The organism is Mycobacterium sp. IDUB_9 (genome assembly GCF_055419505.1).
In genome coordinates this window covers 192,951-216,595 of the sequence record NZ_JBVAXU010000005.1, presented here as the reverse complement: position 1 = coordinate 216,595, position 23,645 = coordinate 192,951, and the positions used below count along the sequence as shown (strand labels likewise).

17 protein-coding genes and 1 tRNA gene are annotated in these 23,645 nt (G+C 67.0%); 9 read left to right on the top strand and 9 right to left on the bottom strand.

What is annotated here, in order from left to right; translation table 11 throughout:
- Nucleotides 1–39 precede the first annotated feature (39 nt).
- From ACZY08_RS22200 to ACZY08_RS22190, 3 genes are read left to right on the top strand one after another with little or no spacing between them, the layout of a single operon-like run.
- Complete coding sequence (locus ACZY08_RS22200) at nt 40–1,068, top strand: YncE family protein (protein WP_463746773.1); 1,029 nt, start codon at nt 40–42, stop codon at nt 1,066–1,068.
- The gene (locus tag ACZY08_RS22195; RefSeq protein ID WP_463746772.1) at nt 1,065–1,334 is read left to right on the top strand and encodes a DUF5703 family protein; all 270 of its coding nucleotides are present in this window, start codon (nt 1,065–1,067) and stop codon (nt 1,332–1,334) included. Before ACZY08_RS22200 ends, ACZY08_RS22195 begins: the two co-directional genes overlap by 4 nt.
- On the top strand, nt 1,334–2,407 hold the full coding sequence (locus ACZY08_RS22190) for a quinone-dependent dihydroorotate dehydrogenase (RefSeq protein ID WP_463746921.1): 1,074 nt from the start codon (nt 1,334–1,336) through the stop codon (nt 2,405–2,407). Before ACZY08_RS22195 ends, ACZY08_RS22190 begins: the two co-directional genes overlap by 1 nt.
- Nucleotides 2,408–2,463: 56 nt before the next feature.
- Here ACZY08_RS22190 and ACZY08_RS22185 read toward each other — a convergent pair whose 3' ends face one another.
- Nucleotides 2,464–2,988, bottom strand: coding sequence for a YbhB/YbcL family Raf kinase inhibitor-like protein (locus tag ACZY08_RS22185; protein WP_463746771.1), 525 nt, complete (start codon nt 2,986–2,988; stop codon nt 2,464–2,466).
- Nucleotides 2,989–3,015: 27 nt separating this feature from the next.
- Nucleotides 3,016–4,350, bottom strand: coding sequence for a M20/M25/M40 family metallo-hydrolase (locus tag ACZY08_RS22180; protein ID WP_463746770.1), 1,335 nt, complete (start codon nt 4,348–4,350; stop codon nt 3,016–3,018).
- An 87-nt stretch (nt 4,351–4,437) separates the two neighbouring features.
- Here ACZY08_RS22180 and ACZY08_RS22175 point away from each other — a divergent pair.
- Nucleotides 4,438–4,523 (top strand) — tRNA-Leu (locus ACZY08_RS22175).
- 5 nt (nt 4,524–4,528) lie between these two features.
- Here the strand turns inward: ACZY08_RS22175 and ACZY08_RS22170 are convergent.
- A complete protein-coding gene (locus tag ACZY08_RS22170) occupies nt 4,529–5,878 on the bottom strand; it encodes an alpha/beta fold hydrolase (protein WP_463746769.1) in 1,350 nt (449 codons plus the stop codon).
- A gap of 16 nt (nt 5,879–5,894) precedes the next feature.
- Complete coding sequence (locus ACZY08_RS22165; protein ID WP_463746768.1) at nt 5,895–7,727, bottom strand: S8 family peptidase; 1,833 nt, start codon at nt 7,725–7,727, stop codon at nt 5,895–5,897.
- Nucleotides 7,728–7,938: 211 nt separating this feature from the next.
- Between ACZY08_RS22165 and ACZY08_RS22160 the strand changes: the two genes are divergently transcribed.
- From ACZY08_RS22160 to ACZY08_RS22150, 3 genes are all read left to right on the top strand, one after another.
- Nucleotides 7,939–9,786 (top strand): peroxidase family protein, encoded by a 1,848-nt coding sequence (locus tag ACZY08_RS22160; protein ID WP_463746767.1) that lies wholly within the window; start codon nt 7,939–7,941, stop codon nt 9,784–9,786.
- 29 nt (nt 9,787–9,815) lie between these two features.
- Entirely contained in the window at nt 9,816–10,934 is a 1,119-nt protein-coding gene (locus ACZY08_RS22155; protein WP_463746920.1) for a catalase family protein, read from the top strand.
- 121 nt (nt 10,935–11,055) lie between these two features.
- Nucleotides 11,056–13,656, top strand: coding sequence for a LuxR C-terminal-related transcriptional regulator (locus ACZY08_RS22150; protein WP_463746766.1), 2,601 nt, complete (start codon nt 11,056–11,058; stop codon nt 13,654–13,656).
- Between the two features lie 21 nt (nt 13,657–13,677).
- Here ACZY08_RS22150 and ACZY08_RS22145 read toward each other — a convergent pair whose 3' ends face one another.
- The 5 genes from ACZY08_RS22145 to ACZY08_RS22125 all read right to left on the bottom strand — a co-directional run bounded on the left by ACZY08_RS22145 (nt 13,678) and on the right by ACZY08_RS22125 (nt 21,252).
- On the bottom strand, nt 13,678–17,724 hold the full coding sequence (locus tag ACZY08_RS22145) for a molybdopterin-dependent oxidoreductase (protein WP_463746765.1): 4,047 nt from the start codon (nt 17,722–17,724) through the stop codon (nt 13,678–13,680).
- Between the two features lie 134 nt (nt 17,725–17,858).
- Nucleotides 17,859–18,248: a universal stress protein gene (locus ACZY08_RS22140; RefSeq protein ID WP_463746764.1), complete on the bottom strand. Its 390-nt coding sequence runs from the start codon at nt 18,246–18,248 to the stop codon at nt 17,859–17,861.
- A complete protein-coding gene (locus ACZY08_RS22135) occupies nt 18,245–19,786 on the bottom strand; it encodes a tripartite tricarboxylate transporter permease (protein ID WP_463746763.1) in 1,542 nt (513 codons plus the stop codon). Before ACZY08_RS22135 ends, ACZY08_RS22140 begins: the two co-directional genes overlap by 4 nt.
- Complete coding sequence (locus ACZY08_RS22130) at nt 19,787–20,272, bottom strand: tripartite tricarboxylate transporter TctB family protein (RefSeq protein WP_463746762.1); 486 nt, start codon at nt 20,270–20,272, stop codon at nt 19,787–19,789. It lies immediately after the preceding gene.
- On the bottom strand, nt 20,269–21,252 hold the full coding sequence (locus ACZY08_RS22125) for a Bug family tripartite tricarboxylate transporter substrate binding protein (protein ID WP_463746761.1): 984 nt from the start codon (nt 21,250–21,252) through the stop codon (nt 20,269–20,271). Before ACZY08_RS22125 ends, ACZY08_RS22130 begins: the two co-directional genes overlap by 4 nt.
- Nucleotides 21,253–21,319: 67 nt before the next feature.
- Here ACZY08_RS22125 and ACZY08_RS22120 point away from each other — a divergent pair, with 67 nt between their 5' ends.
- Complete coding sequence (locus ACZY08_RS22120) at nt 21,320–22,942, top strand: sensor histidine kinase (RefSeq protein ID WP_463746760.1); 1,623 nt, start codon at nt 21,320–21,322, stop codon at nt 22,940–22,942.
- The gene (locus ACZY08_RS22115) at nt 22,935–23,585 is read left to right on the top strand and encodes a response regulator (RefSeq protein ID WP_463746759.1); all 651 of its coding nucleotides are present in this window, start codon (nt 22,935–22,937) and stop codon (nt 23,583–23,585) included. The genes ACZY08_RS22120 and ACZY08_RS22115 overlap by 8 nt, the downstream gene beginning before the upstream one ends.
- Nucleotides 23,586–23,645 lie beyond the last annotated feature (60 nt).

Genomic DNA, 23,645 nt, shown 5'->3' with positions numbered 1-23,645 from the left:
GCACGTCACCGACCATCCGCCTCGACCGAGAGCCTTCCGTTGCGCCCAATCCTTGCAGGTCAGCCAGTTCGCGCCGGCCTCGTTGCGCTGGCCCTGCTGATCACCGCGGGCTGCACGTCCGACCCCGCCGACACCCCGCCGCCGACCATCGAGCCCGCTCAGGCCGCAGTTTCGCCGCCGGTCACTGCCCCACCGGACGGTGAGATCCGACAATTACGCGGGCACGCTGTGAGTGCGGTATTCGATCCAGCAACCGGCACCCTGGCCGTCCTGACCCCCACGTCCGAAGGCCAGTCGACCCTGACCCTGGTGACGGGCAAACGACCGCCGCGCGAGGTGACACTGATGCCCGCGGCCACCGCGCTCAGCGTCGACGGCAAGGGCGATGTCCTGGCGTCCACCAGGGGCGGATACTTCCGGGTCGACCTGACCGACGCCAAGGCCAGCAAAATCGACGTGGACGGCGCCCAGGGCGTCGACTTCACCGCGATCGCATTGCGCGCCGACGGCAATCCGGTTCTGGGCAGTGCCGACGGAGCGGTCTACACATTGGGCGGTGACCACACCGTGGCTGCCCGGCTCAAGATCTTCGCCCGAGTGGATTCGCTTGTCACACAAGGAAACACCGCGGTGGTTCTGGACCGAGGGCAAACCTCGGTGACTGCCGTCAACGCCGACGGCACCAGCGCCGCACAGGCACTGCGGGCCGGCGAAGGCGCCACCACCATGGCCGCCGATGCGCACGGCCGGGTCCTGGTCGCCGACACCCGCGGTGACGAGCTACTCGTGTTCGGTGCAGACCCCTTGATCATGCGGCAGCGTTACCCGGTACCCGCCGCCCCCTACGGTCTGGCCGGATCCGACCAGCTGGCCTGGGTGTCGCAGACCGCGGCAAATACCGTGATTGGTTACGATCTCTCCACCGGCATACCGGTGGAAAAGGTGCGTTATCGAACCGTGCAGCAACCGAACTCCGTGGCCTTCGACGATAAGACCGACACTCTCTATGTGGTGTCGGGGTCGGGAGCGGGTGTCCAGGTGATCGGCAGCGCATCGGGTCGCCGATGACCGCCATCCAGCAGGGCCGCATGCCGCCGGGGTGGGACAAGGTCGTCGCCGAAGACCGTTCCGAAGAATACGAGTGGATACCGTTGCGGCTACCGCCCGATGTCACCAGGATCAGCGCCTCGATCCGCTTGTCGATCGAGGCCGAGTACCGCGGCTGGGAACTGACCCGGGTGCGGGCCTATACCGATGGGAGCCGACGGGTGCTGTTGCGCCGCAAGAAATCCGCGTCATCCATGCCAGGCACACCCCAGGCGCCTTCGCTGTGATGTATGCGGCCCTGCGGCGGGCACTGTTCCTCGTGCCCCCCGAACGCATCCACATGTGGGTGTTCGCATTGTTACGCACCGTCACCGGGCCGGTCATCCTGCGTCGCGCGCTGGCGAAGCGGCTGGCCCCCACCGACCCGGCCCTGGCCAGCACGGTGTTCGGGGTGCGGTTCGGCGGCCCGATGGGTCTGGCGGCCGGCTTCGACAAGGACGGCCGCGGGCTGGAGATCTGGGGAGCGCTCGGCTTCGGCTATGCCGAGGTCGGCACCGTCACGGCGCAACCCCAACCGGGCAACCCGGAACCGCGGCTGTTCCGGCTGCCCGACGACCACGCGCTGCTCAACCGGATGGGATTCAACAACGAGGGCGCTGGGGCGTTGGCGATCCAGCTGGCCCGGCACACCCCCGATGTGCCGATCGGGGTGAACATCGGCAAGACCAAGGTCACCCCGCCACACGACGCGGTGGCCGACTACGCCGAGAGCACCAGACTGGTCAGTGCACTGGCCGCCTACGTCGTCGTCAACGTCAGCTCCCCCAACACCCCGGGCCTGCGGGACCTGCAAGCGGTGGAGTCGCTGCGGCCGATCCTGGCCGCCGTCAAAGCCGAGACCAACAAGCCGGTGCTGGTCAAGATCGCCCCCGACCTCTCCGATGCCGACATCGACGAAATCGCCGACCTGGCAGTCGAATTGGGGTTGGCGGGCATCGTCGCCACCAATACCACAGTGTCCCGCGACGGGCTGGCCACACCCGGTGTCGCCGATCTGGGTACCGGCGGCATCTCGGGACGCCCCGTGGCGCAACGGTCCATCGAAGTGCTGCGTCAGCTGTACCGCCGGGTGGGTGACAAGCTCGTACTGATCAGCGTCGGCGGCATCGAAACCGCCGACGACGCATGGGAGCGGATCACCTCGGGAGCCACCCTGCTGCAGGGCTACACCGGGTTTATCTACGGCGGCGGATTGTGGGCCAAACAAATCCACGACGGCATCGCCGAGCGGCTGCATGCCGGAGGATTCGCGTCGCTGACCGACGCGGTGGGTTCGGCCACCCATCGCGAGCAGACGTAAAACTGCCCTATTTCACTTGTTTTTGGGCAGTTTTACGCCTGCTCGGCAGAGGAAAGTTACTTCTGCTCGTAGGTTCCGTGGATGACGGCGCGGGCGATCGCCTGGCCGAACAGGTTGAAGCCCAGGTACGCCGGTGTCGCGCCGTCGGGCAGACCCAGCGATTCGACCGGCAGAGCATGCACGGCGATGTAGTACCGGTGCGGGCCGTGGCCGGCAGGCGGGGCCGCACCGATGTAGCGCTTGGCGCTGGCGTCGTTGGCCAGCGTGACCGCCCCACCGGGCAGATCGCCGCCGCCGCCGGCGCCGGCCGGCAGCTCGGTCACCGTGGCGGGCAGGTCGGCCACCGCCCAGTGCCAGAAGCCCGAAGCGGTCGGCGCGTCGGGGTCATACACGGTGACCGCGAAGCTCTTGGTCTCGGCAGGGAAGCCCGACCAGCTCAGCTGCGGCGAGATATCCGAACCGCCGGCCCCCATGATCCCGCTGACCTGGTCATTGGCCAGCGGCTCGCCATCGCTCACCGACTCGGAGGTCAGGGTGAACGTCGGCAGCTTCGGCAGGCTGTCGTACGGAGATGTGCTCATGGTTCCCTCTCGTCGTGACTCGTACAGTCAGCAGTTCCGCAAAAAGTGTTCCAGAACGCCCGCACCGAAGTGCAGCGCATCCACGGGTACCCGCTCGTCGACACCGTGGAACAGCGCCGCGAAGTCCAGCTCCGGTGGCAACCGCAGGGGCGCGAACCCGAAGCAGCGAATCCCCAACCGCTGGAACGACTTCGCATCGGTTCCACCCGACATCATGTAGGGCACGGTGCGGGCCTCGGGATCCATCGCCAGGATCGCCGCGTTCATCGCGTCCACCAGATCACCGTCGAACGTAGTCTCGTACGACGGCAGGTCCCGCTCCCAGCTGCGGGTGACATCCGGACCGATCAGCTCGTCGACCTCACGCTCGAAAGCCTCCATGCGGCCCGGCAGCACCCGGCAGTCGATCACGGCCTCGGCCGAGGCGGGGATCACGTTGGCCTTGTAGCCGGCCTTGAGCATGGTCGGGTTGGCTGTGTCGCGCAGGGTGGCCGATACGATCCGGGCCACGCCGCCGAGTTTGGCGATGGTGCCGTCGAGGTCCGGCGAGTTCACGTCGAAGTCGTAGCCGGTCTCCTCGGCCACCGCGGTGAGGAACTGTTCCACGGCCGGGTTGAGCACCAGCGGGAACTGGTGACGACCCAGCCGGTCCACCGCACCGGCGATGGCCGTCACGGCGTTGTCGTCGTGCACCATCGAACCGTGGCCGGCCCGGCCCCGGGCCGTCAGCCGCATCCAGGACACGGTCTTTTCAGCAGTCTCGATCAGGTAGAGCCGACGCTCCCCGCCGTCCTTGCGTGGCACGGTCAGGGAGAACCCGCCCACCTCACCGATCGCCTCGGTGACGCCCTCGAACAGGTCGGGCCGGTTGTCCACCAGCCAGTTGGCGCCGTAGGTGCCACCGTGTTCCTCATCGGAGACGAAAGCGAACACCAGGTCGCGAGGCGGGACGATGCCCGACCGCTTGAAATGCCGGGCCACCGCGATGGTCATCCCGACCATGTCCTTCATGTCGACCGCGCCGCGGCCCCAGACGTAACCGTCCTTCACCGCACCCGAGAACGGGTGCACGCTCCAATCGGCGGGCTCGGCCGGGACGACGTCGAGATGACCATGGATCATCAGTGCGCCGCGAGTGGAGTCCGCGCCGGGTAACCGGGCGAAGACATTGCCACGGCCGGGGGCCCCTGCCTCGACGTATTCGGTGGTGTAGCCGACCTCCTGCAGCTGCTCGGCCACCCAGTGGGCACAGTCCGCCTCAGGCTTGGTGGTGGCCGGGTCACCTGTATTGGACGTGTCGAATCGGATGAGCGCACTGACGAGATCGACCACCTCGTCCGCGCTGGAGGCGGGGACAGTCACAGTCACATTCGTACCACTGCAACACCGGTTTGGGTCTGGGCCACTCAATCCGATAACCTTAGGCGCCCAACCCCGAGTGGTTGGCAAGTCCGAGTGGCGGAATGGCAGACGCGCTAGCTTGAGGTGCTAGTGCCCTATTAACGGGCGTGGGGGTTCAAGTCCCCCCTCGGACACCCAACTAAGCCGGGTTCAATTTCCCGGCAGCGGCGGCAACCCAACACAATTCTTCGTGGAAGATGTCGCTGTGCGCACCCGACGGGCCGTCATCCTTGGCCACCACGTCTGACGAATTCAGATTCAGAATCTGACCGGACTGGAACGGATAGCTCGTGCCCTTGGCGCCCAGAGTCTGGGTCGCCGAGTTGTACGCCCCGTGCGATCCCATGGCCCGCCAGCGGAACAGAGGATCGTCGGCCCCGGCCGCGTCCTCGCCCGCCGCAGCCGAGGCCAGCGGATAGAACGTGCCGAGCGCCCGGTCATGACTGGAGAAGCAGACCGTCAGCGGGCCGTCGATCCGGTCGAGGAGACCCGCCAGCTCGCCCGCACCCTTCCGGAACGGCAACCGATCGGTGAAGGTGAAGCGGGAGTACGCGCCCTGCAGCAGGGTCACCGCTTTGACGGGTGAGGGCTGGACCTCACTCATCCCCGCGATGGCGTAGGACACCACACGGGCCCCGAAACTGTGTCCGACCAGATGAATCCGCAGCTCGGGGAAATCGGTGTGCAGCGCATCGATGACGGGGCCCAGCCCGCGCCGGCCCACCACCCCGGCACGGTTCTTCATCTTCCAGTAGCTCAGCTGGCGCAGCGCCTCCTTGGCGCCGTGCCACAGCCGCCCGGCGATGTCACCGAGGCCAGCCGCTCCCCCGCCCCCAACTTCATCGAATTCCACACCGGCAGAGGCCAATTCGTCAGCGAAGGTGGTGAACAACTGTTCCGGGTCCTGATGTCCGTCGAGCATCCCCGGCCCTGCGTCCGGGGCGGCGACCTCACCGTCGTTGAACCCGGTCTGGGTGGCGGCGCTGAACGCGCGCAGCGCATCGAGCAGCTCCGGTAGGCGGTCGCTGCTCGGCGGCACCGCCAGCAGACCGGCGATCGTGTCCAACTGCTCCTTGCCGTCCGGAAACAGGTCCTTGAGCTCGTCGAGCTGGGCCGGATCGATGGTCGCCGGACCAGCCGGCACCACCTCCACCTCGTCACCGAGGGCGGCCGCGCCCCCATCGTCATGCACCGCCGGCCCGGAAAAGTCCGGGATCGGCTCGTCACGCCAGAGTTGCGACGGCCACCGCAAACCGACGAAGCCGACCGCGCGGGCCGGGTCGAGTTGTGGTGCCAACAGACCGAACCACCGCTCGTACAACGACGCCGCGGCCGCTTCGTCGTTGTTCCAGCCGTGGGAGAAGATGATCAGATCGGTCAGCCCCGCGGCGCCGATCCGGGCCTTGAGATCGGCGAGCACCGCCGGCTCGGGATCACCCTCGGCGTCGAACACCAACCGCCAGATCCGTCCTGCCACATCGTTGGTCATCGGAGTTCCTTTCAGGTCAGACGGACTGCAGTGCACGCATGAGATCGACCATCCCACTGCCTTGGAAGGCGGGGTCGCGGTTCAGGGAGGTCGCCGATTCGACGAAGATGCGTTTGACGGCCTCGGGTTCACTGACGAACTCGCGCTGCACCGACAGGAACGCCGCGATCGCACCGGACACATGCGGGGCGGCCATGCTGGTGCCGCTTTCCTCGACGTACACCGGCACGCCCGGCTCGACGTCGATCTGGTTGGTCACGGCCTCCCGGCGCTCCCCGGCCGCGGCCGAGGTGATGCGCTCACCCGGTGCGACCAGGTCTGGCTTACGTCGCCCGTCGCCGGTGGGGCCGCGGGAGGAGAAGTACGAGACACCAAAGGTGTGCGGAGAACTGCGGTGCGTGGAACCGACGGTGATCGCGCTCTCCGTGTTGCCCGGATCGTTGATCGTCATGTCCGCGGTGAACTTCACCGAATCCTTGTCGAAGGCCGTATTCAGTGACACGTAGCCGGAATTGCCCGCGGCCACTACCACCACCACGCCCGAGCGCACGGTCTTGTCGACCTCGATACACATCGGGCTCTGCCCGCAGGCGTACCACTCGGCATCGAACTCGTATCCGAGGCTGAGGTTCACGCCGTGTATCCGCGGCACCCGCTCACTTCCGGCGTTGAGCTTCCGGACGTAGGCCAGTGCCTGCATCACCCGGCTCACCCGCGAGGTCTGGTCCCCGGGCCCGAGCACCTTGAGGCTCACCAGCTTGGCCTTGGGTGCCATGCCCGCCAAGCGGTCCGGATCAGCGACGGTCCGCGGCGCGGTGATCGGATCACCGCCGCGCTCAGGGTCATTGAGCCGTTTCTCGACCACCACGACGTCCGCGGGCTTGCGGCCCACCAAACCCCCGGCGATGATCCCGGCCACGTGCGTGCCGTGCCCGTCGGTGTCGGTCAGCGGAGCGTCACCTCCGGTGAAGTCGTGGTGTAGATCGATGACCGACGGATCACGCACGTTCTGGTACTCCGCGAAGTGCGCATGCGTCTCGTCGATACCGGAATCAACCACGGCCCAGACGATCCCCTCGCCGAAGCTGGCGAACGACCGCTGCGCCGCGACGGCCTTGATGGTGGTCGAGGAGGCGTCGATCTGCGGGTGCACCTCGAAGTCCGGCCAGATCCGGTAGACCGCCCGCTGAGCCCAGGTCTGCGGGACGGCATCGGCGGACACGAGCGATTTGATCTGGTCCGACGTGAGATCGCCGGCCATGAACTGATCGGCCAGCGGCACCGGAGTACCCGCCCCGCCCACCATCTCCCACAGCCGTTCGACCCTCTCGATCGCGGCCGCCACCGACGGCTGAAAGGTGAGGTTGAGCTCGACCATGATCGGTATGGGCGTGGCGGCACCCTCCCGCGCCATCGCCGTGCGCAGGGGCGCGGTCACCACCCCGGCCAGAACCGGGTCGCGTTTGGGTGGTTCGGGAGTCCCGACCTGTGGTGGTGGTGCATCCGAGGGAGCCACGCCCCGCACCGCCGGCTCGGTCACGGCCTCGGCCCGTTCGCGGGCACCCGCAACAGCGGCACGACCGGTATCGGTCAATTGCACCCTTGTGGTCTTCGGCGCCTTCGCGGCAACCAGCCTCCTCCGGCGCAGTCCGGCGACCGCGTCGTGAACACGGTTGTGCCAGTACGGTTTGTCGTTCTCATACTGCCGGTCGCGCTCATCGAATCTCGACGCGAATTTGGCGGCGACCGTCTCGGTCAGCAGTGTCATGTCCGCGGTTCTGCCGGCCTGATCCAGCTCCCCCAGTGCACTGAGCACCCGATCTGCCCAGACTTCCCCCGTTGAACTCACCACGCTCCTCGGAATACTCAGCCACTCCAGGTTTTCCTGCGTCGATTGATCGTCGCTCAGCCGAGCCATGCACACACGCGTATTCGACTACTCGAAAGGCGGAGGAACCTCACGGATCGGATCGAGTAGCCCACTACTCATGTCATTTCTGCTTCCGTGCACAACAATCGTGGCCGACAGGCTCGATATAGCGGCCGGAGGGAAACAACGAATGGTGACCACGGCAAGACAGGCACCAGCGTTCGTCGCTGCTGTCTGGTCCTGGTCGCGATCGTTGACGGCCACCCTCGCGGCCCGGGTCGCCCAGCAGATCGACCAGACGGTCGGCTGGGCCCGACTGCCCAGGGCGATCGGGCTGGTCGTCCTGATCGGACTGCGCCATCAGCTGCGAACGTCGAATCTGTATGCCGCCGAACCCGCCCCGATCCCGCCGGCCGGTCCGGCGGGCGTGGGCAACTATCTGGGCGCCCGTACCCGCGACGGTTCCTACAACGACCTGAACGACCCGCGGATGGGTGCCGTCGGTTGCCGGTTCGGCCGCAACGTCCCACCCGAACACTCCCGCCCGGAATCCGCCCAGCGGTTGCTCGACCCCAACCCGCGGCTGATCAGTCGCACCTTGCTGACCCGTGACATTTTTCAGCCCGCGACCACACTGAACCTCCTGGCCGCAGCGTGGATTCAGTTCGAGGTACACGATTGGTTCGCCCATGGCTCGGTCACCACCCAGCCCTGGGTGGTGCCGCTGCACGACGATGATCCGTGGCCGCTGCGGCCGATGCACGTCGAGCGCACCCCGCCCGACCCGCACCCCAGTCCGGCCGGCCCGCCCACCTTCGTCACCCAGGAGTCGCACTGGTGGGATGCCTCCCAGATCTACGGCACCACACCCGCATTCGCCAGTGCGCTGCGCGCACCCGAGGGCGGCAAGCTGCGCATCGACGAGTCCGGCCTGGTGCCACCCGACGTCGAGGACACCGCCGACCTCACCGGCACCGCGGGGAACTTCTGGGTGGGCCTGGCCCTGCTGCACTCGCTGTTCATGCGCGAGCACAACGCCATCTGCGACCGGCTGGCGCAGGTGTACCCCTATCTGACCGGCCAACAGCTCTACGACAAGGCACGGCTGGTCAATTCCGCATTGATGGCCAAGATCCACACCGTGGACTGGACGCCGGCCATCATCGCGCACCCGACGACGGTGACGGCCATGCGCATCAACTGGTTCGGGCTGCTGGGCAACAAGCTGGGACCCCGGCTCCGACGAAGCTCCGGACGCCTCAGCAGCAGCCCGTTGTTGTACGGCATCCCCGGCTCACCGACCACCCATCACGGTGTTCCGTATTCGTTGACCGAGGAGTTCGTCGCGGTGTACCGGATGCACCCGTTGATCCCCGACGAGTTCACCTTCCGCTCGCTGGCCGACGACCGCGTCACCGCACGGCACGAACTACCCGAACTGTCGGTGCTCAATGTGCGTGCCCGGCTGAGCGAAAGCCCGATGGCCGACCTGTTCTACTCCTTCGGCCGCGCCCATCCCGGGGCGTTGTCGCTGCACAACTTCCCGCGGCACCTGCAGCACATGCACCGCGTCGACGGCACCCTGATCGACCTGGCCACGATCGACCTGATCCGGTGCCGGGAACGAGGTGTCCCGCGCTACAACGAGTTCCGGAAGCTGTTCCGACTCAAGCCGGTGCAGACGTTCGAGGAGCTGACCGGTGACTCCGCGCTGGCCGCCGAGTTGCGCGAGATCTACGACGACGACGTAGACCTCGTCGACCTGGTGATCGGCCTGTACGCCGAGCCCAAACCACCCGGATTCGGATTCAGCGACACCGCATTCCGGGTCTTCATCCTGATGGCCACCCGCCGCCTGGAAAGCGACCGCTTCTTCACCACCGACTTCCGTGACGAGACGTACACCGTTGCCGGCATGAAGTGGGTTCGCGACAACGACATGCGCTCGGTGCTGTTGCGCCACTTCCCCGAACTGGCCCCCGCCCTGTCCGGTGTGGCCAACCCGTTTGCCCCCTGGAAAGTCGCAGCACCCCGCTGAATCAGAAAGGCATCCGCATGACCGCAGCCATGTCCACCGCCGACGTACGCCGCATCGCCGAGAGCCTCAACCCGGTTCCCTACCGCGACGACCTCGAGCAGCCCAAGGCGGGCGAGGCCCAGGACATCGAGAAGATCATCAAGTCGCTGCACAAGAACAACGAACGGGCCTACAAGAAGTTCAAGCACGGGCTGCGTGACGCGCATGCCAAGAGCCACGCCGTCCTGCGCGGCGAACTCATCGTCAATCCCGACCTCCCCGAGGTACTCGCCCAGGGGATGTTCGCCGCAGCGCGCAGCTACCCGGTGATCGCCCGCATCTCGACCACCTCGGGGGTACTGCGCAGCGACAAGAACCGCGGCGTGCGCGGACTCGGCATCAAGGCCATCGGCGTGCACGGCGAGCGCGCGATGAAGGACCCGAAGGACGAACACAATGTCACGCAGGACTTCGTGCTCGTCACCCACGAGGAATTCCTGTTCGCCGACGCCCACGCGTACCGCAAGCTGGGGATGCTGAGCGCCACTCTGCTGGCCCGGCTGTCCGACGGCACGCTGTGGGCGGTGAGCGAACTGCTCGGCGCGCTCAAGAAGATCCGCCTGCCGATACCGGAGAACCTGGCCGTGTTCGCCGCGCCCAACCGTCCCATCCTGGGCGAGACGTTCTACTCCTCCGCCCCGATCCGGTACGGCGACTACGTGGCCCGCTTCAAATACGAACCGACCTCGCCGGAGGCCAAAGCGCTTGCCGATCAGACCCTTCCGCGCAATCCCGGTCAGGACGAGCACCGCGATCTGATCATGGCATTCTTCGAAAAACACTCCGCGGAGTACACATTCAGCGTGCAACTGTGTCTCGACAAGGACAAGATGCCGATCGAGGACGCCACGAAACCCTGGAAGTCATCCCCGTACCTGCCAGTGGCCAAGGTGGTGTTCCCCCAGCAGAACCCGTACAGCGCGTTACGCCGTGCGTATGGCGACGACGTGCTGTCGTTCAACTCGTGGCGCGGCCTGGAGGCCCACCGGCCGCTGGGGTCCATCAACCGGCTGAAGCTCAAGGTATACGAAGCATCGAGCGACTTCCGGCACAAGATGAATCACATCGACCGGCACGAGCCCACCGATATCGCCGAACTTCCGGATTGACCCGAGCGAACGGGAAATACTTGCAATGGGAAGAACATTCGCCGCTGAGGCCGACGCGAAACGCCCCGTCGACCCTCTGTTCGGCACCGTTCCGGGCCCGGTGCCCCTAGACTCAGGATTCATGCCTGGTCAGTGGCAGCTTTTGGACCGGCCCGTCGAGCACGAGGCCATTCGGGCCGCCCTCAGCGGGACGGACAGCTGCGGAGTCGTGCTCGTCGGAGCCGCCGGCGTCGGCAAGACCACGCTGGCGCGCACGGTCACCGCATCGTTGAGCCGCAAGGTGCACTGGGCCGCGTGCACCGAATCGTCACGCAGCATCCCGCTCGGCGCATTCGCCCACTGGGTGTCGTCATCGGGATCACGCGACCCCATCGCCCTCATCGGATCGGCACGCGAATCGCTTGTGGCCGACGGCGACACCATCGTCGGGATCGACGATGCGCATCTGCTGGACCAGTTGTCGGCGACGCTGTTGCACCAGATCGCCGTGGAGCGCTCGGGCCACGTGGTGGCCACCGTGCGTAGTGGTGAGCCGGTCCCCGATGCCGTCACCTCGCTGTGGAAGGACGGCTACCTCCAGCGCTTCGAACTCCACCCGTTCACCAAACAGCAGAGCATCGCACTGATCGAAACCGTCCTGGGCGGAACGCTGGAGGGGCTCAGCGCCGACGTGATGTGGGAGACCTCCGGCGGCAACCCACTGTTCCTGCGCAACATGGTCGAGGGCGCGGTCGACGCAGGCACGCTGGCCAAGGTCAACGGGGTGTGGCAGTTCCGCGGACCCACCGTCATTCCCTCCGGGCTGGTCGAGCTGCTCGACGAACGTCTGGCGCATGCCGGCGAGGATGTCCTGCACGCTTTGAAGCTGCTGTCGCTGTGCGAACCGCTCGATATCGATGCGCTGGCAGAACTGGCCGGCGAGGACGCGGTCGATGCGGCCGAGATGCGCGGCCTGATCCGGATCGTCGCCGACGACGGCCAGATCAACGTCCGTTTCAGCCACCCGCTGTTCGGCGAGGCGGTGCGCCGCCGGGTCGGCACCGCGTCGGCCCGGAAGCTGCGGGGCCGGATCACCAAGATCCTGCACGAGCGCAACCTCGACTCGCCCGCCAGCCGAATCAAGTTGGCCGAGTTGGCCATCGAGAGCGACCAGGGCACCGACATCGAACTGCTGATCACCGCGGCCAAGGACGCGGTGTTCCTGTCCAACCTGCCGCTGGGCGAGAAGCTGGCGCGTGCCGCCTTCGCGCACGGCGGTGGACTGAGCGCGGCCGCGCTGCTTTCCCGCGCGTTGCTATGGCAGGGCCATCCGGCACAGGCCGACAGCATCCTGGAACAATTTTCCCCCGCTGACCTCAACGAGATGGAACTCGTGCAGTGGGGCGTTCCACGGCTGTCCAACCTGTTCTGGTCCATGGGCGAGGTGGCACGCGCCGGCCAGGTGCTCACCCTGCTGCAGGAACGGGTTACCCATCCGACCCTCCGACTGATCGTCGACGCGTTCGGCGCTGGCATGGCCGTGCACCAGAACAAGATCCCCGAAGGGCTCGAAATCGCCGAACGGATCCTGGCGAACCCCGAGGCGCCGCGGCAGGCCGTGGATTTCGCGGCATTCGCCGCCGGCTTGTCGATGCCGCTGGTGGGCCGGGGAAACGATTTCCTGCCGATCGCATCGCGATGCCGCGCAGAGCGCAAGACCACCGACGGCATGGTCCGGATCATGGTCTTCTACGGCGAGGTGCTGGCCCTCGCGTACACCGGCCAACTCGACCTGGCCCAGCGGCGGGCCACCGAGTACGCCGAATTCTCCTCGGCCGGTCAGTTCGCCGGCTGGGCGATCGCCAAGATCATGGAAGGCGTCGCCGCTACCCACCGTGGCCGCTTCCGCGATTCCATCCTGGCCATCGAACAGGCACTGGCCGCGCTGAACGCCGAGAGCTCTCTGCCCTGGCAGCTCCCCGGCCGGCTGCTACTGGCCCGCGCCTACGCCGGGGTGGGTAACCCCGCCGAGGCCGAACGGGTACTGGAGGACGCCAAGGAGCACTCGGGCGAATTCATGGCGCTGCACGAGCCCCTCCGGATGCTCGCCAAGGCCTGGCTGGCCGCCGCCAAGGGCGGGCACCGCTCGGCGATCGACCTGGCCCGGGCAGCCGCCGATGCGGCACATTCCTCCGGCCAGTACGCGGTCGAGGCCGAGGCGCTGCACAGCGCGGCACGCTTCGGCGACCGCAGTGTCACCCGTCGCCTACAGGACCTCGTCGACAGGGCGGACGGCCCGCTGCCCGCCCTGTACGCCCGGCACGCCGCCGCAGTGGCCGCCGCCGACCCGAACGCACTGGACAAGGTGGCCGGTGCATTTGAGGAGGCGGGCCTGCTGCTCTCGGCGGCAGACTCCGCCGCCCAGGCGGTGCCCCTGCACGACAAGGCCGGACACCGCCGAAACAGCACCGAATCTGCCGCGCACGCACTGCAATTGGCGTCCAAGTGCGGGGGTGCCGCCACCCCGGCGATTCGATCGGCCGCCCGGCCCCTGCCGGTGACCGGGCGCGAACGCGAGGTGGCCGGTCTGGTTGCCCAGGGATTGTCGAACCGCGACATCGCCGAACGACTGACAGTCTCGGTCCGCACCGTGGAGGGCCACATCTACCGCGCTTGCATCAAGCTCGGGGTGGCCGACCGTGACGAGCTCGCCAAGATCGTCTGGAACGACTTGGCCCAATGACGCGAGCCCAATGAGCGGAGCTCAATACACGTCGCGCACGTACCGCTTCTGGGCGACCAGCTCCCGCTTGTAGTCACGCGCGGCGTCCTCGGACATCCCCCCGTGGGTGCGCAGGATCGTGGTCAGCGTGGCGTCCACGTCCTTGGCCATGCGGGCGGCGTCGCCGCAGACGTAGAAGTGGGCGCCGTCGTCCAGCCAGCGCCACAGATCGGCCCCACGGTCCAGCATCTTGTGCTGCACGTACACCCGGTCCGCCTGATCGCGGGAGAATGCCAGATCCAACCTGTTTAAGAATCCATCAGCAGCCATCTCCTCAAATTCGTCTCGATAGTAGAAGTTCTCGCGGCGGTGCTGATCGCCGAAGAACAGCCAGTTGCGGCCGCCGTGGCCCAGCGCCCGGCGCTCCTGCAGGAATCCCCGGAAGGGCGCCACGCCGGTACCCGGGCCGACCATGATCATCGGCGTGCCTGCCTCTTCGGGCGGACGGAAATGCGGTGACCGCTGCAGGAACACCGGTGCGGCCGCAGCACGGTCGGCCATGAACGTCGAACACACCCCACCGCGCGCCGCGCCGCCGGGGCCGCGGTAGCGCACCACCGACACCGTCAGCTGAACCTCGTGCGGACTGACCAGCGGGCTCGACGAGATCGAGTAGTTGCGCGGGGTCAACCGAACCAGGACGTCCTGCCATTCTTCGGGTTCGGCGTGCACCGCGAACTCGGTCACGACATCGAGACCGTTGCGGTTCCGCAACCAATTGCTGCGCCGCTCACCGGAATTGCGCAGGATCTTGGCCGCAGATCGGTCGGTGCAGGAGTCAGCGACGAACCGCAACAGGTCGGGCGTAACCCGGCAGATGTCGTACGACGAGATGAGAGCATCGCGCAACGACTGCTCGACACCGTCGACCTCGATCACCGAGTCCGGGTTGAGCGCGGTCGCCGCCAGCCAGGAGTCGACCACAGCAGGATCGTTGCCGGCATAGACGCCCAGTGAGTCACCCACCGAATAACTCACGTCGTACTCGGAGATGTCGAAGCCGAACTGACGCACCTCCTTGGCCGCGGTCGGCGTCGTCAGCCGCTCGTTGCGCGCCAGTGCGGCCAGAATCGGCTTGGCCCTGGTGAATTCGTCCGGCTCGGTGGGGATGACAGTGCGGATGCCGCCGCCGACGACCGTGGGGACGGGTGGCGCACCAGTGAGCGCCGTGGTGACCGCATCGGCCCAGCACCGCATCGGTTCGTCGTCGTAGGCCTCGCAGTCGGTGCGGTCGAGCAGCTTGGTGGCACCCAGATCGGCCAACCGCTGATCCAGAGATTTGGCGTGTCCGCAGAAGTTGTCGTACGACTTGTCCCCGATGCCGAGCACCGCGTAGCGAAGCCCGTGCAACTGCGGAGCGCCTGGCCCCTGCAGCCGGCTCCAGAAGTCGGCACCGTTGTCGGGTGGCCCGCCATCGCCGAACGTACTGGTGACAACCAGGATGTCGCGCGCGGCGGCCAGGTCGGCCAGCGCCAGTTCGTCCATGTTCACCAATGACGCCCCGGCGATGCGGCCCGCCACGCCCGCCGCAAACTCTTCGGCGGTGCCGGTCTGTGAGGCCCACAACACCAGCGGCCCACCGGGGAGGGACCGCGCGTCTGGCTCACCGTCACCGGCCCGCGAATAGCGTCCGGCCAGTACCCCATCCACCCACAGCCGTACCTTGGCACTGACCGGTGCCGCGCCCGGAAGCACCGGCACACCTACGGGTTCATCGGGAAGGCCGGTGAAAAAGCCGGCCAGATATACCTTTTCATCCTGGCTCAGCGCAGGCTTGTGCGTAGCACTCAGTCCCATCTCGGCCGCCAGCGGATGCAACGCGGGTGTGCCGTCGATCGACCGGACCGGGCGCAGGCTGACTGCACACACCTTGAACTCCGGCTGTAGTGAATCGTGGTCGACGGCGTCGTTGGTCACGGCGTTGACGGTGAGGTACTCGCCGTGTTCGTCGTTCCAGTGGAACGGCGCGAAGCAGTTGCCGGGCCGCACCCGGTCGGACAGCACCGCAGGCAGCACCGCGCGACCGCGCCGGGACGTCAACTCGACCGGCTGCCCCTCGACGATGTCGAGGTCCAGCGCGTCCAGCGGATGGATTTCGACGAACGGCGCGGGGTTGAGCTTGTTGAGCTTGTCCACCTTTCCGGTCTTGGTCATCGTGTGCCATTGGTGTTGCAGCCGCCCGGTGTTGAGCACCATCGGATAGTCGTCGTCGGGCAGCTCCGCGGCATCCATGTGCGGGCGGGCGTGAAAGACGGCTCGCCGCGACGGGGTCGCGAAGGCGAGCTGGGGCCGGTGCCCGTCGGCGTCGACGAACAGGTCCTGGCTCACGCCGTCGTTGAGGTAGCGGATCGGGTGCCGGTCGCCGCCACCGGATCCCTCGACTGCTGGAACCGGCCACTGCAACGGCGTCTGGCGCAACCTCTCATAGCTGGCGCCGCGCAGGTCGTATCCGGTCTTCGGATTGGCGAACCGGCGGATCTCGTCGAAAATCTCTTCCGCCGAGGAGTAATCGAAATGTGCGGCGAAGCCCAGGTGCGCGGCCACCTGGCAGATCAGCTGCCAGTCCGGCCGGGCCTGCCCCAGCGGGGTGACCGACGGGGAAAGCAGGGTCAGATTGCGCTCCGAATTGACCATGACGCCTTCGGATTCCGCCCACAATGCCGCCGGCAGCAGGATGTCGGCGTAGTGATTGGTGGCCGTGGAACGGTAGGCATCCTGGACGACGACCAGCTCGGCGGACTCCAGACCGTTGATCACGGACTTGCGGTTGGCCACGCTGGCAACGGGATTCGTGCAGATGATCCAGCAGGCCTTGATCAGGCCCTGCTCCATCTGCTCGAACATGCCGACAGTTCCGGGACCCACCTCCGAGCGGATGGTGCCGGGTTCGACGTCCCACTGGGTCTCGACGAAGGCTCGGTCATCGGCGGCGAGTACCGACCGCTGGCCGGGCAGACCCGGACCCATGTACCCCATTTCGCGGCCGCCCATGGCGTTGGGCTGACCCGTCAACGACATGGGGCCACTGCCGGGACGGCAGATGGCGCCGGTGGCGAGATGCAGGTTGCAGATGGCGTTGGTGTTCCACGTTCCGTGTGTGCTCTGGTTGAGCCCCATGGTCCAGCAGCTCATCCACTCCCCGGCCTCGGCGATCATCGCTGCCGCGGTGCGGATGTCGGCTTCGGGGATTCCGGTGATCTCGGCGACCCGGGCCGGTGGGTAGTCCACCAGGAATTCCGGCATCGCCTCCCAACCCGTGGTGTGCTCGGCGATGAACTCCTCGTCGATATCGCCGCGAGCCACCAGCAGGTGCAGCAGGCCGTTGAGCAACGCCAGATCGGTACCCGGCTTGATCTGCAGGAACAGATCGGCCCGTTCGGCCGTTGCGGTCCGGCGCGGATCCACCACGATCAGTTTGGCGCCGGCCTTGAGCCGATCGGCCATGCGCAGGAACAGGATCGGATGGCAGTCGGCCATATTGGCACCGGTGACGAAGAACAGGTCGGCCCGGTCGAAGTCGGTGTAGGAACCGGGCGGCCCATCGGCGCCGAGCGACTGCTTGTATCCGGTGCCCGCGCTCGCCATGCACAACCGTGAATTCGATTCGATGTGCACCGTACGCAGGAAGCCCTTGGCGAGCTTGGTGGCCAGATACTGCGCCTCCAGCGTCATCTGGCCGGACACATAGAGTGCGACGGCGTCGGGTCCGTGCTCGTCCACGACGGCCCGCAGTCGGCGTCCGGCCTCGGCTACCGCGTCGTCCACCGGCGTCGGCAGCAGTTCATCGGAACGGGAGGGCCGCAGCAAAGCGGACGTGAGCCGGTCGTCGTCGGCGGCCATCATCTCGGCGTGCATCGCCCCCTTGGTGCACAGCCGCCCGAAATTCGTGGGGTGCAGCTTGTCACCGCTGACCCGCGCGATCACCGTACGGCCGTCGTCGACCCTGGTGGTGACCTCGATGCCGCAGCCGACGCCACAGTACGAACACGCCGTCCGCAGTGTCGTGTCCGGGCCCGCGCCGTCTGCCATGCCCCCATCGTGCGGTGAGGGTGTTGTCGGATCTTTCCGGCGACGTTATCGGGACGAAAACTGATCCTCACCGAGGGTGAGCGGCTCCCGTGAGGTTGATTTTCCCAGGTCACGCCGCCTCTCGCGGCCGGGGCTCAGCCAGCGGGCTTGACTGCGAGCACCGGTTTCGGGCATTCCAGCAGCAATTGTTGCGACACACTGCCGAGCAACAGCTTGCCCACCGGGCTGCGATGCCGGATACCGATCACCAGCAACTCGGCCTCGGGCGCGTCCATCGCATCGAGCAATTCGGTCGCCGCGTCGACACCCACCGGCTGACGCAACTCGAATGGCACGCCGCTCTCCCGCAACCGCTCCTCGACATCGTGGACCTGACCGGAACGGGCGAACCGGGCATCCACGTAGGACTCACCCGCGGTCGCGTTGACCACCAGCAGTCCGGTGCCCCGCAAGGCGGCCTCGGCGATGCCGTGCTCGAGCGCGGCAATACCGAACGCGTCAGCGGTGTAGCCGATGACAATCATTGTCGGGCCGCCTTCTGCTGCTGATCCGCATCATCTTCGACGATCAACAACGTCTCCTCACTACGGTGCATCAGCTTGAGCACCAGCGGCGCCAGCAACAGGATCGCCATGAGTACGTAGGTGACGATCGCGACGGGCTCAGTGAACAAGCTCGTCCAGTCACCGCCGCCGAGTTGCAGGCTCTGGCGCAGTTGCCGCTCGATGCGCGGACCCAGGATCACCCCGATGATCAACGGCAGCACCGGCAATCCGAATCGGCGCATCATCAAACCCAGCAGCCCGAACACCAACAGCAGGACCAGATCCAGCGGCTGTACGTTGACGGCCAGTGCCCCCAGCGTGGCGAAGAACAGGATGCCCGCGTACAGGTAGGGCCGCGGGGTGCGCAGCAGCTTGGCCCACAGCGGCGCCAACGGCAGGTTGAGGACCAGTAGCAGGAAGTTGCCGATGAACAGGCTGGCGATCAGTGTCCAGATCAGCAATGGTTCCTTCTCGAAAAGCGTTGGCCCCGGCTGAATTCCGTAGGAAACGAAGGCGGTCAGCATCACCGCGGCGGTGGCGTTGGTGGGCAGACCGAGCGACAGCATCGGCACCAGCGTTCCCGCCGCCGACGCGTTGTTGGCCGCCTCCGGCCCGGCGACACCCTCGATGGCGCCCTTGCCGAACTCCTCCGGATGCTTCGACAGCCGCTTCTCGGTGATGTAGGACAGGAACGTCGGCAACTCGGCGCCACCGGCCGGCAGCGCTCCGAACGGGAACCCGTAGGCGGTACCGCGCAGCCACGGCTTCCAGGACCGGGCGAAGTCCTGGCGGCTCATCCACGGCCGCCCCACCGGGATCACATCGGCAGGCCGGCGGCGCAGGTGCGCCGCCACCCAGAGTGCCTCCCCGAGGGCGAAGATCGCCACCGCGATCACCACGATGTCGATGCCGTCGGACAGCTGCGGCAGGCCGAAGGTGGCGCGTGGCTGCCCGGTCAGGAAGTCGATGCCGACGACACCGATCGCCAGTCCGAGAAACAGTGAGATCGCCCCGCGCAACTTGGAGGAGCCGAGCACCGCGGTGACCGCGACCAGAGCGAACAGCATGATCGCCAGGTACGAGGGCGCGCCGAGAGTCACCGCGAACCGCGAGATCGGCGGTGCGAACGCGGCCAGCAGTGCGGTGCCGATGGCGCCGGCGACGAACGAGCCGATGGCGGCGGTGGCCAGGGCCTGGGCGGCCCGGCCGGCCTTGGCCATCTTGTTGCCCTCGATCGCGGTGATCACCGACGACGATTCACCGGGCGTGTTCAGCAGGATCGACGTGGTCGACCCGCCGTACATCCCACCGTAGAAGATCCCGGCGAACATGATGAACGCTGCGCTGGGGCTGACGTTGTAGGTCACCGGCAGCAGCAGGGCCACCGTCATGGCCGGGCCGATACCCGGCAGCACCCCGACCGCGGTGCCCAGCAGCACCCCGATCACCGCGTACAGCAGGTTCATGGGAGTGGCCGCCTCGGCGAATCCCTGCAGCAACCATTCGAAGTTACCCATTCACAGAATCCCGTCCAGAATGCCTGCGGGCAGCGGGATTCCGAGCCCGGAGTAGAACGCGTAGAAGCTCGCAACCGACAGCACCGTGCCGATCGCCAGGTTTCGCAGGTAGTGGCGATTGCCGAGAATCGTTGCCGCCCCGGCGAACAGCAGTGCTCCCATGATGGCCCAGCCCAGCGGCTTGACTCCGACGATCACCAGCACGAACAGTCCGACCAGCAATCCGACGGTGCGCCAGTCCCCCGGCATGTTCGGGTCGACATCCTCGCCGGCGTCCGCCTCGCCGACCGATCCGCGCGGGATCGCGATCGCCAGAACGATCGCGAGCGCGATCAGGACGATCCCGATGCCAAGCGGAAACGCCCGCGGCCCAACGGGGTCGACCTTGGCGAATCCCCCGGTCAGCGTGAGCGCGTCATAGATCAGGAACGTGCCCACGGCCACCAGGACTGCGCAGACCAGATACTGGGCCTTGTCGACCTTCACAACAACCCCAATTCGCTCAGCGTCGACGAGACGCGGTTGTCCTGATCGCGCAGGAACTGTTCGAATTCCGCGCCGGTGCTGAACGCGTCGGTCCAGCCGTTCTTGACGAGCGCGTCACGCCACTGGTCGGTGCCGTGCAGGTCGGCCAGTGCCCGGACCATCGCATCCTTGGCCTCACCGGAAACGCCTGGCGGCGCCAGTATTCCGCGCCAGTTGGTGAACGTGAGGTCGACACCGGCCTCGGTCAGGGTCGGCGCATCGATCCCCTCCACACGTTTGGCACCCGATACCGCCAGCACCCGAACCTGCCCGGCCTCGATCTGGTCGACGAACTCGCCGAGCCCGGTGGTGCCCGCCGCAATCTTCTTGCCCAGCAGGGCCGTCAGCAGATCACCGCCGCCGTCGTAGGTGATGTAGTTGACCTTGCGCGGGTCGACGCCCACAGCGCGTGCGGTTTCCATCGGGAACAGGTGATCGGGGCCGCCCGGTGAGGACCCGCCGCCGATGGTGACCTTCGCCGGATCGGACTTCCACGCCGAGACCAGGTCACCGATGGTGCGGAACGGCGAATCCCCCGGCACCAGAATGCCTTCCTGCTCCTCGACCATCTTGGCCAGTGCGGTGGCGTCCGAGGCACGCGCCGAGGAACCGTTGGTGTAAACGGCGCCCACCACGCCGAGCCCCATCATCATCATGAGGTCGTCGTTGCCCTTTTCGTTCATCAGCCGGGCCATCGCCACGGTCCCACCGGCGCCGATGACGTTGAACACCTCGATGCGCCCGGTGATGTCGGTGTCCTCCATGATCTTCACCGCGGTGCGCGCGGTCAGGTCGTAGCCGCCGCCCGGACTGTTGGGCACCATCATGCGCAGCCGATGCAGGCTCCGGGAATCGTCGCCGCGGGTAACGCCGCAGGCCGTCACCGGCATCAGCGCGACAACGGCCACCATCAGCCCGGCACCTAGTCGTCGAAACCTCATGGTCAGCAATACTGGACCCATGACGTGACGCAGGTCACCTATTCGGACGCAAAGGAAGTTTTGTTCGTTGAGTTCACCAAGCGCGGATTCACCGCGGGCACGGGCGTGGTTGCTGCCCAATGGCAGCCTGGCCGCGCGCTTCCTGGTGTTCCAGCTTCTGGTGGTCGCGGTGGTGCTGATCGCGGTGGCCGCGGTGTCGGTGACGCAATCCACCCGGGAATTCCGTGATGTCCGCGGGCAACGGATGATCGCGGTCGCCGAGAACGTGGCGTCGACGCCGATCGTCCGGGACCGCTACGACGACCCGTTGGCCGCTTCGGTGCTGGCACCGGAGGTGGAGCGCGCGGTGGCACTGTCCGGTGCCGGCCGGGCCGAGATCACCGATCCCGCCGGGAATGTGCGGGTGTCGACGGACCCGGACCGTATCGGCCGGCGACTCGACCTGAGCAGCAGCCGGGCCGACGAGGGTCGTGCCTGGTCCGGCGATACCGACGTCGACGGCACACGCCGCTTGGTGGGACAGGTGCCCATCCTGGCCGTCGACGGCGCAGTGCTGGCGATCGTCTCGGTCGGCGAGCCTTACCCGTCGCTGTGGGAGTTGTTGGGCGGGGCCGGTGAGCGTCTGCTGATCTACCTCGGGCTGGGTGCGACGCTCGGGATGCTGGCATCGTGGTTGTTGTCGCGCCGAATCAACCGTCATACCCGTGGCCTGGACATCGCGGAGATCGCCGACCTGGCCGATCACCGAGAAGCGCTGCTGCACAGCATCCGTGAAGGTGTCGTGGCGGTGAACAACCACGGAGTCATCACCGTGATCAACGACAGCGCATCCGATCTCCTGGGCATCGGCGCGGATGCGGTGGGCCGCCGGGCCGACGCCGTCGGCCTCGAACCGGCGGTGGTCGCATTCCTGTTGTCCGGTGAGGGAACTCGCGCCGACGAATCCGACGTGGTGATCACCACGCGCACGCGGGTGTTGGCACTCAACCGCCGCGCCGCCCGCAGCCAGGGGCAACGGATCGGTACGGTGACCACCATGCGCGACAGCACCGAGCTCGCCGCACTCCAGGCTCAACTGTCCTCACACCGGAGCGTGACCGACACGCTGCGGGCCCAGACCCACGAGTTCTCCAATCAGCTGCACACCATCTCCGGGCTGACCCAGTTGGGCGAATTCGACGCCGTCCGCGCTCTGGTGGGCACCCTGACCCGGCGCCGAGCCGAGATCAACGACGCGGTGACCCACCATGTTTCAGACCCGGCGGTGGCCGCGCTGCTGATCGCCAAGACGTCCCTGGCCGCCGAGAGCGGAGTCACCCTCGGCCTGACCGACGACAGCCACCTCAAGGCACTCGACCCGGCCCTGGCCACCGACGTGATCACGTTGCTGGGCAACCTGATCGACAACGCCGTCGACGTGTCGGTAGGCTCACCGGCCGCCCGGGTGGATGTGCGCATCGACGATTCGGCCGGGCTGACGCTGGCGGTGTCGGACTCCGGACCCGGCGTGCCCGAACACCTTCGGGAGACCATCTTCTCCCGTGGTGTCACCTCCAAGGCCGAGGTGCCCGGCGGGAGAGGCATCGGACTGGCACTGGTGCGCCTGGTGACGGCCCAGCACGGCGGCGACGTCGAGGTCACCGACGCCCCGGGTGGCGGAGCCCTGTTCGTGGTGAGGCTGTATGCGTGACGTACTGGTGGTCGACGACGACTTCATGGTGGCCGAGATCCACCGCCGCTTCGTCGAGCGCGTCGACGGGTATCGCCCGGTCGGAGTGGCCCGCAACGGAACCGACGCCCTGGCAGCAGCGGCCGAGCTGCGCCCCGATCTGATCCTGCTCGACGTCTATCTGCCGGACATGACCGGGCTCGAGGTGCTCCGGCGGCTGCGTGCCCAGGGCAACCGCGTGGGCGTCATCATGGTCACCGCAGCCCGTGAACTCGACACGGTACGGGGTGCGTTGGACGGCGGAGCCGCCGATTATCTGGTCAAACCGTTCGACTTCGATCAGTTGCAGACGAAGTTGGCGGCTTTCGCCGCCCGCGCTGAGGCGCTGGCGAGGGCCGGGGGTGCCGATCAATCGACCATCGACGCGCTGTTCGGCGGCTCGGCGGTTGTCCTGCCCAAAGGGCTCGGCGCCGAGACCGGGCGGCTCGTCATGGCCGCGGTACGCACCGCGGGCGAGGTTTCGGCGATGGAATGTGCTGAGCTGGTGGGCATTTCACGCGTCAGCGCACGGCGCTACCTCGAGTACTTCCTGAGCACCGGCAGTTTGGAGCTGCGGTTGCAGTACGGCACCGGCAGGCCCGAACGGCGCTACCGGGCAAGGTGAAGGCTCGGCCGGTGTCCGGAATCGAACTGAGGTAGCCCGCTACTCACGACCCGCGGGGTC

Coding starts and splice junctions, on each gene's coding strand:
- ACZY08_RS22195 (WP_463746772.1), top strand. CDS start 1,065: ATGACCGCCATCCAGCAGGGCCGCATGCCGCCGGGGTGGGACAAGGTC.
- ACZY08_RS22190 (WP_463746921.1), top strand. CDS start 1,334: ATGTATGCGGCCCTGCGGCGGGCACTGTTCCTCGTGCCCCCCGAACGC.
- ACZY08_RS22185 (WP_463746771.1), bottom strand. CDS start 2,988: ATGAGCACATCTCCGTACGACAGCCTGCCGAAGCTGCCGACGTTCACC.
- ACZY08_RS22170 (WP_463746769.1), bottom strand. CDS start 5,878: ATGACCAACGATGTGGCAGGACGGATCTGGCGGTTGGTGTTCGACGCC.
- ACZY08_RS22160 (WP_463746767.1), top strand. CDS start 7,939: ATGGTGACCACGGCAAGACAGGCACCAGCGTTCGTCGCTGCTGTCTGG.
- ACZY08_RS22155 (WP_463746920.1), top strand. CDS start 9,816: ATGTCCACCGCCGACGTACGCCGCATCGCCGAGAGCCTCAACCCGGTT.
- ACZY08_RS22150 (WP_463746766.1), top strand. CDS start 11,056: ATGCCTGGTCAGTGGCAGCTTTTGGACCGGCCCGTCGAGCACGAGGCC.
- ACZY08_RS22145 (WP_463746765.1), bottom strand. CDS start 17,724: ATGGCAGACGGCGCGGGCCCGGACACGACACTGCGGACGGCGTGTTCG.
- ACZY08_RS22140 (WP_463746764.1), bottom strand. CDS start 18,248: ATGATTGTCATCGGCTACACCGCTGACGCGTTCGGTATTGCCGCGCTC.
- ACZY08_RS22135 (WP_463746763.1), bottom strand. CDS start 19,786: ATGGGTAACTTCGAATGGTTGCTGCAGGGATTCGCCGAGGCGGCCACT.
- ACZY08_RS22125 (WP_463746761.1), bottom strand. CDS start 21,252: ATGAGGTTTCGACGACTAGGTGCCGGGCTGATGGTGGCCGTTGTCGCG.
- ACZY08_RS22115 (WP_463746759.1), top strand. CDS start 22,935: ATGCGTGACGTACTGGTGGTCGACGACGACTTCATGGTGGCCGAGATC.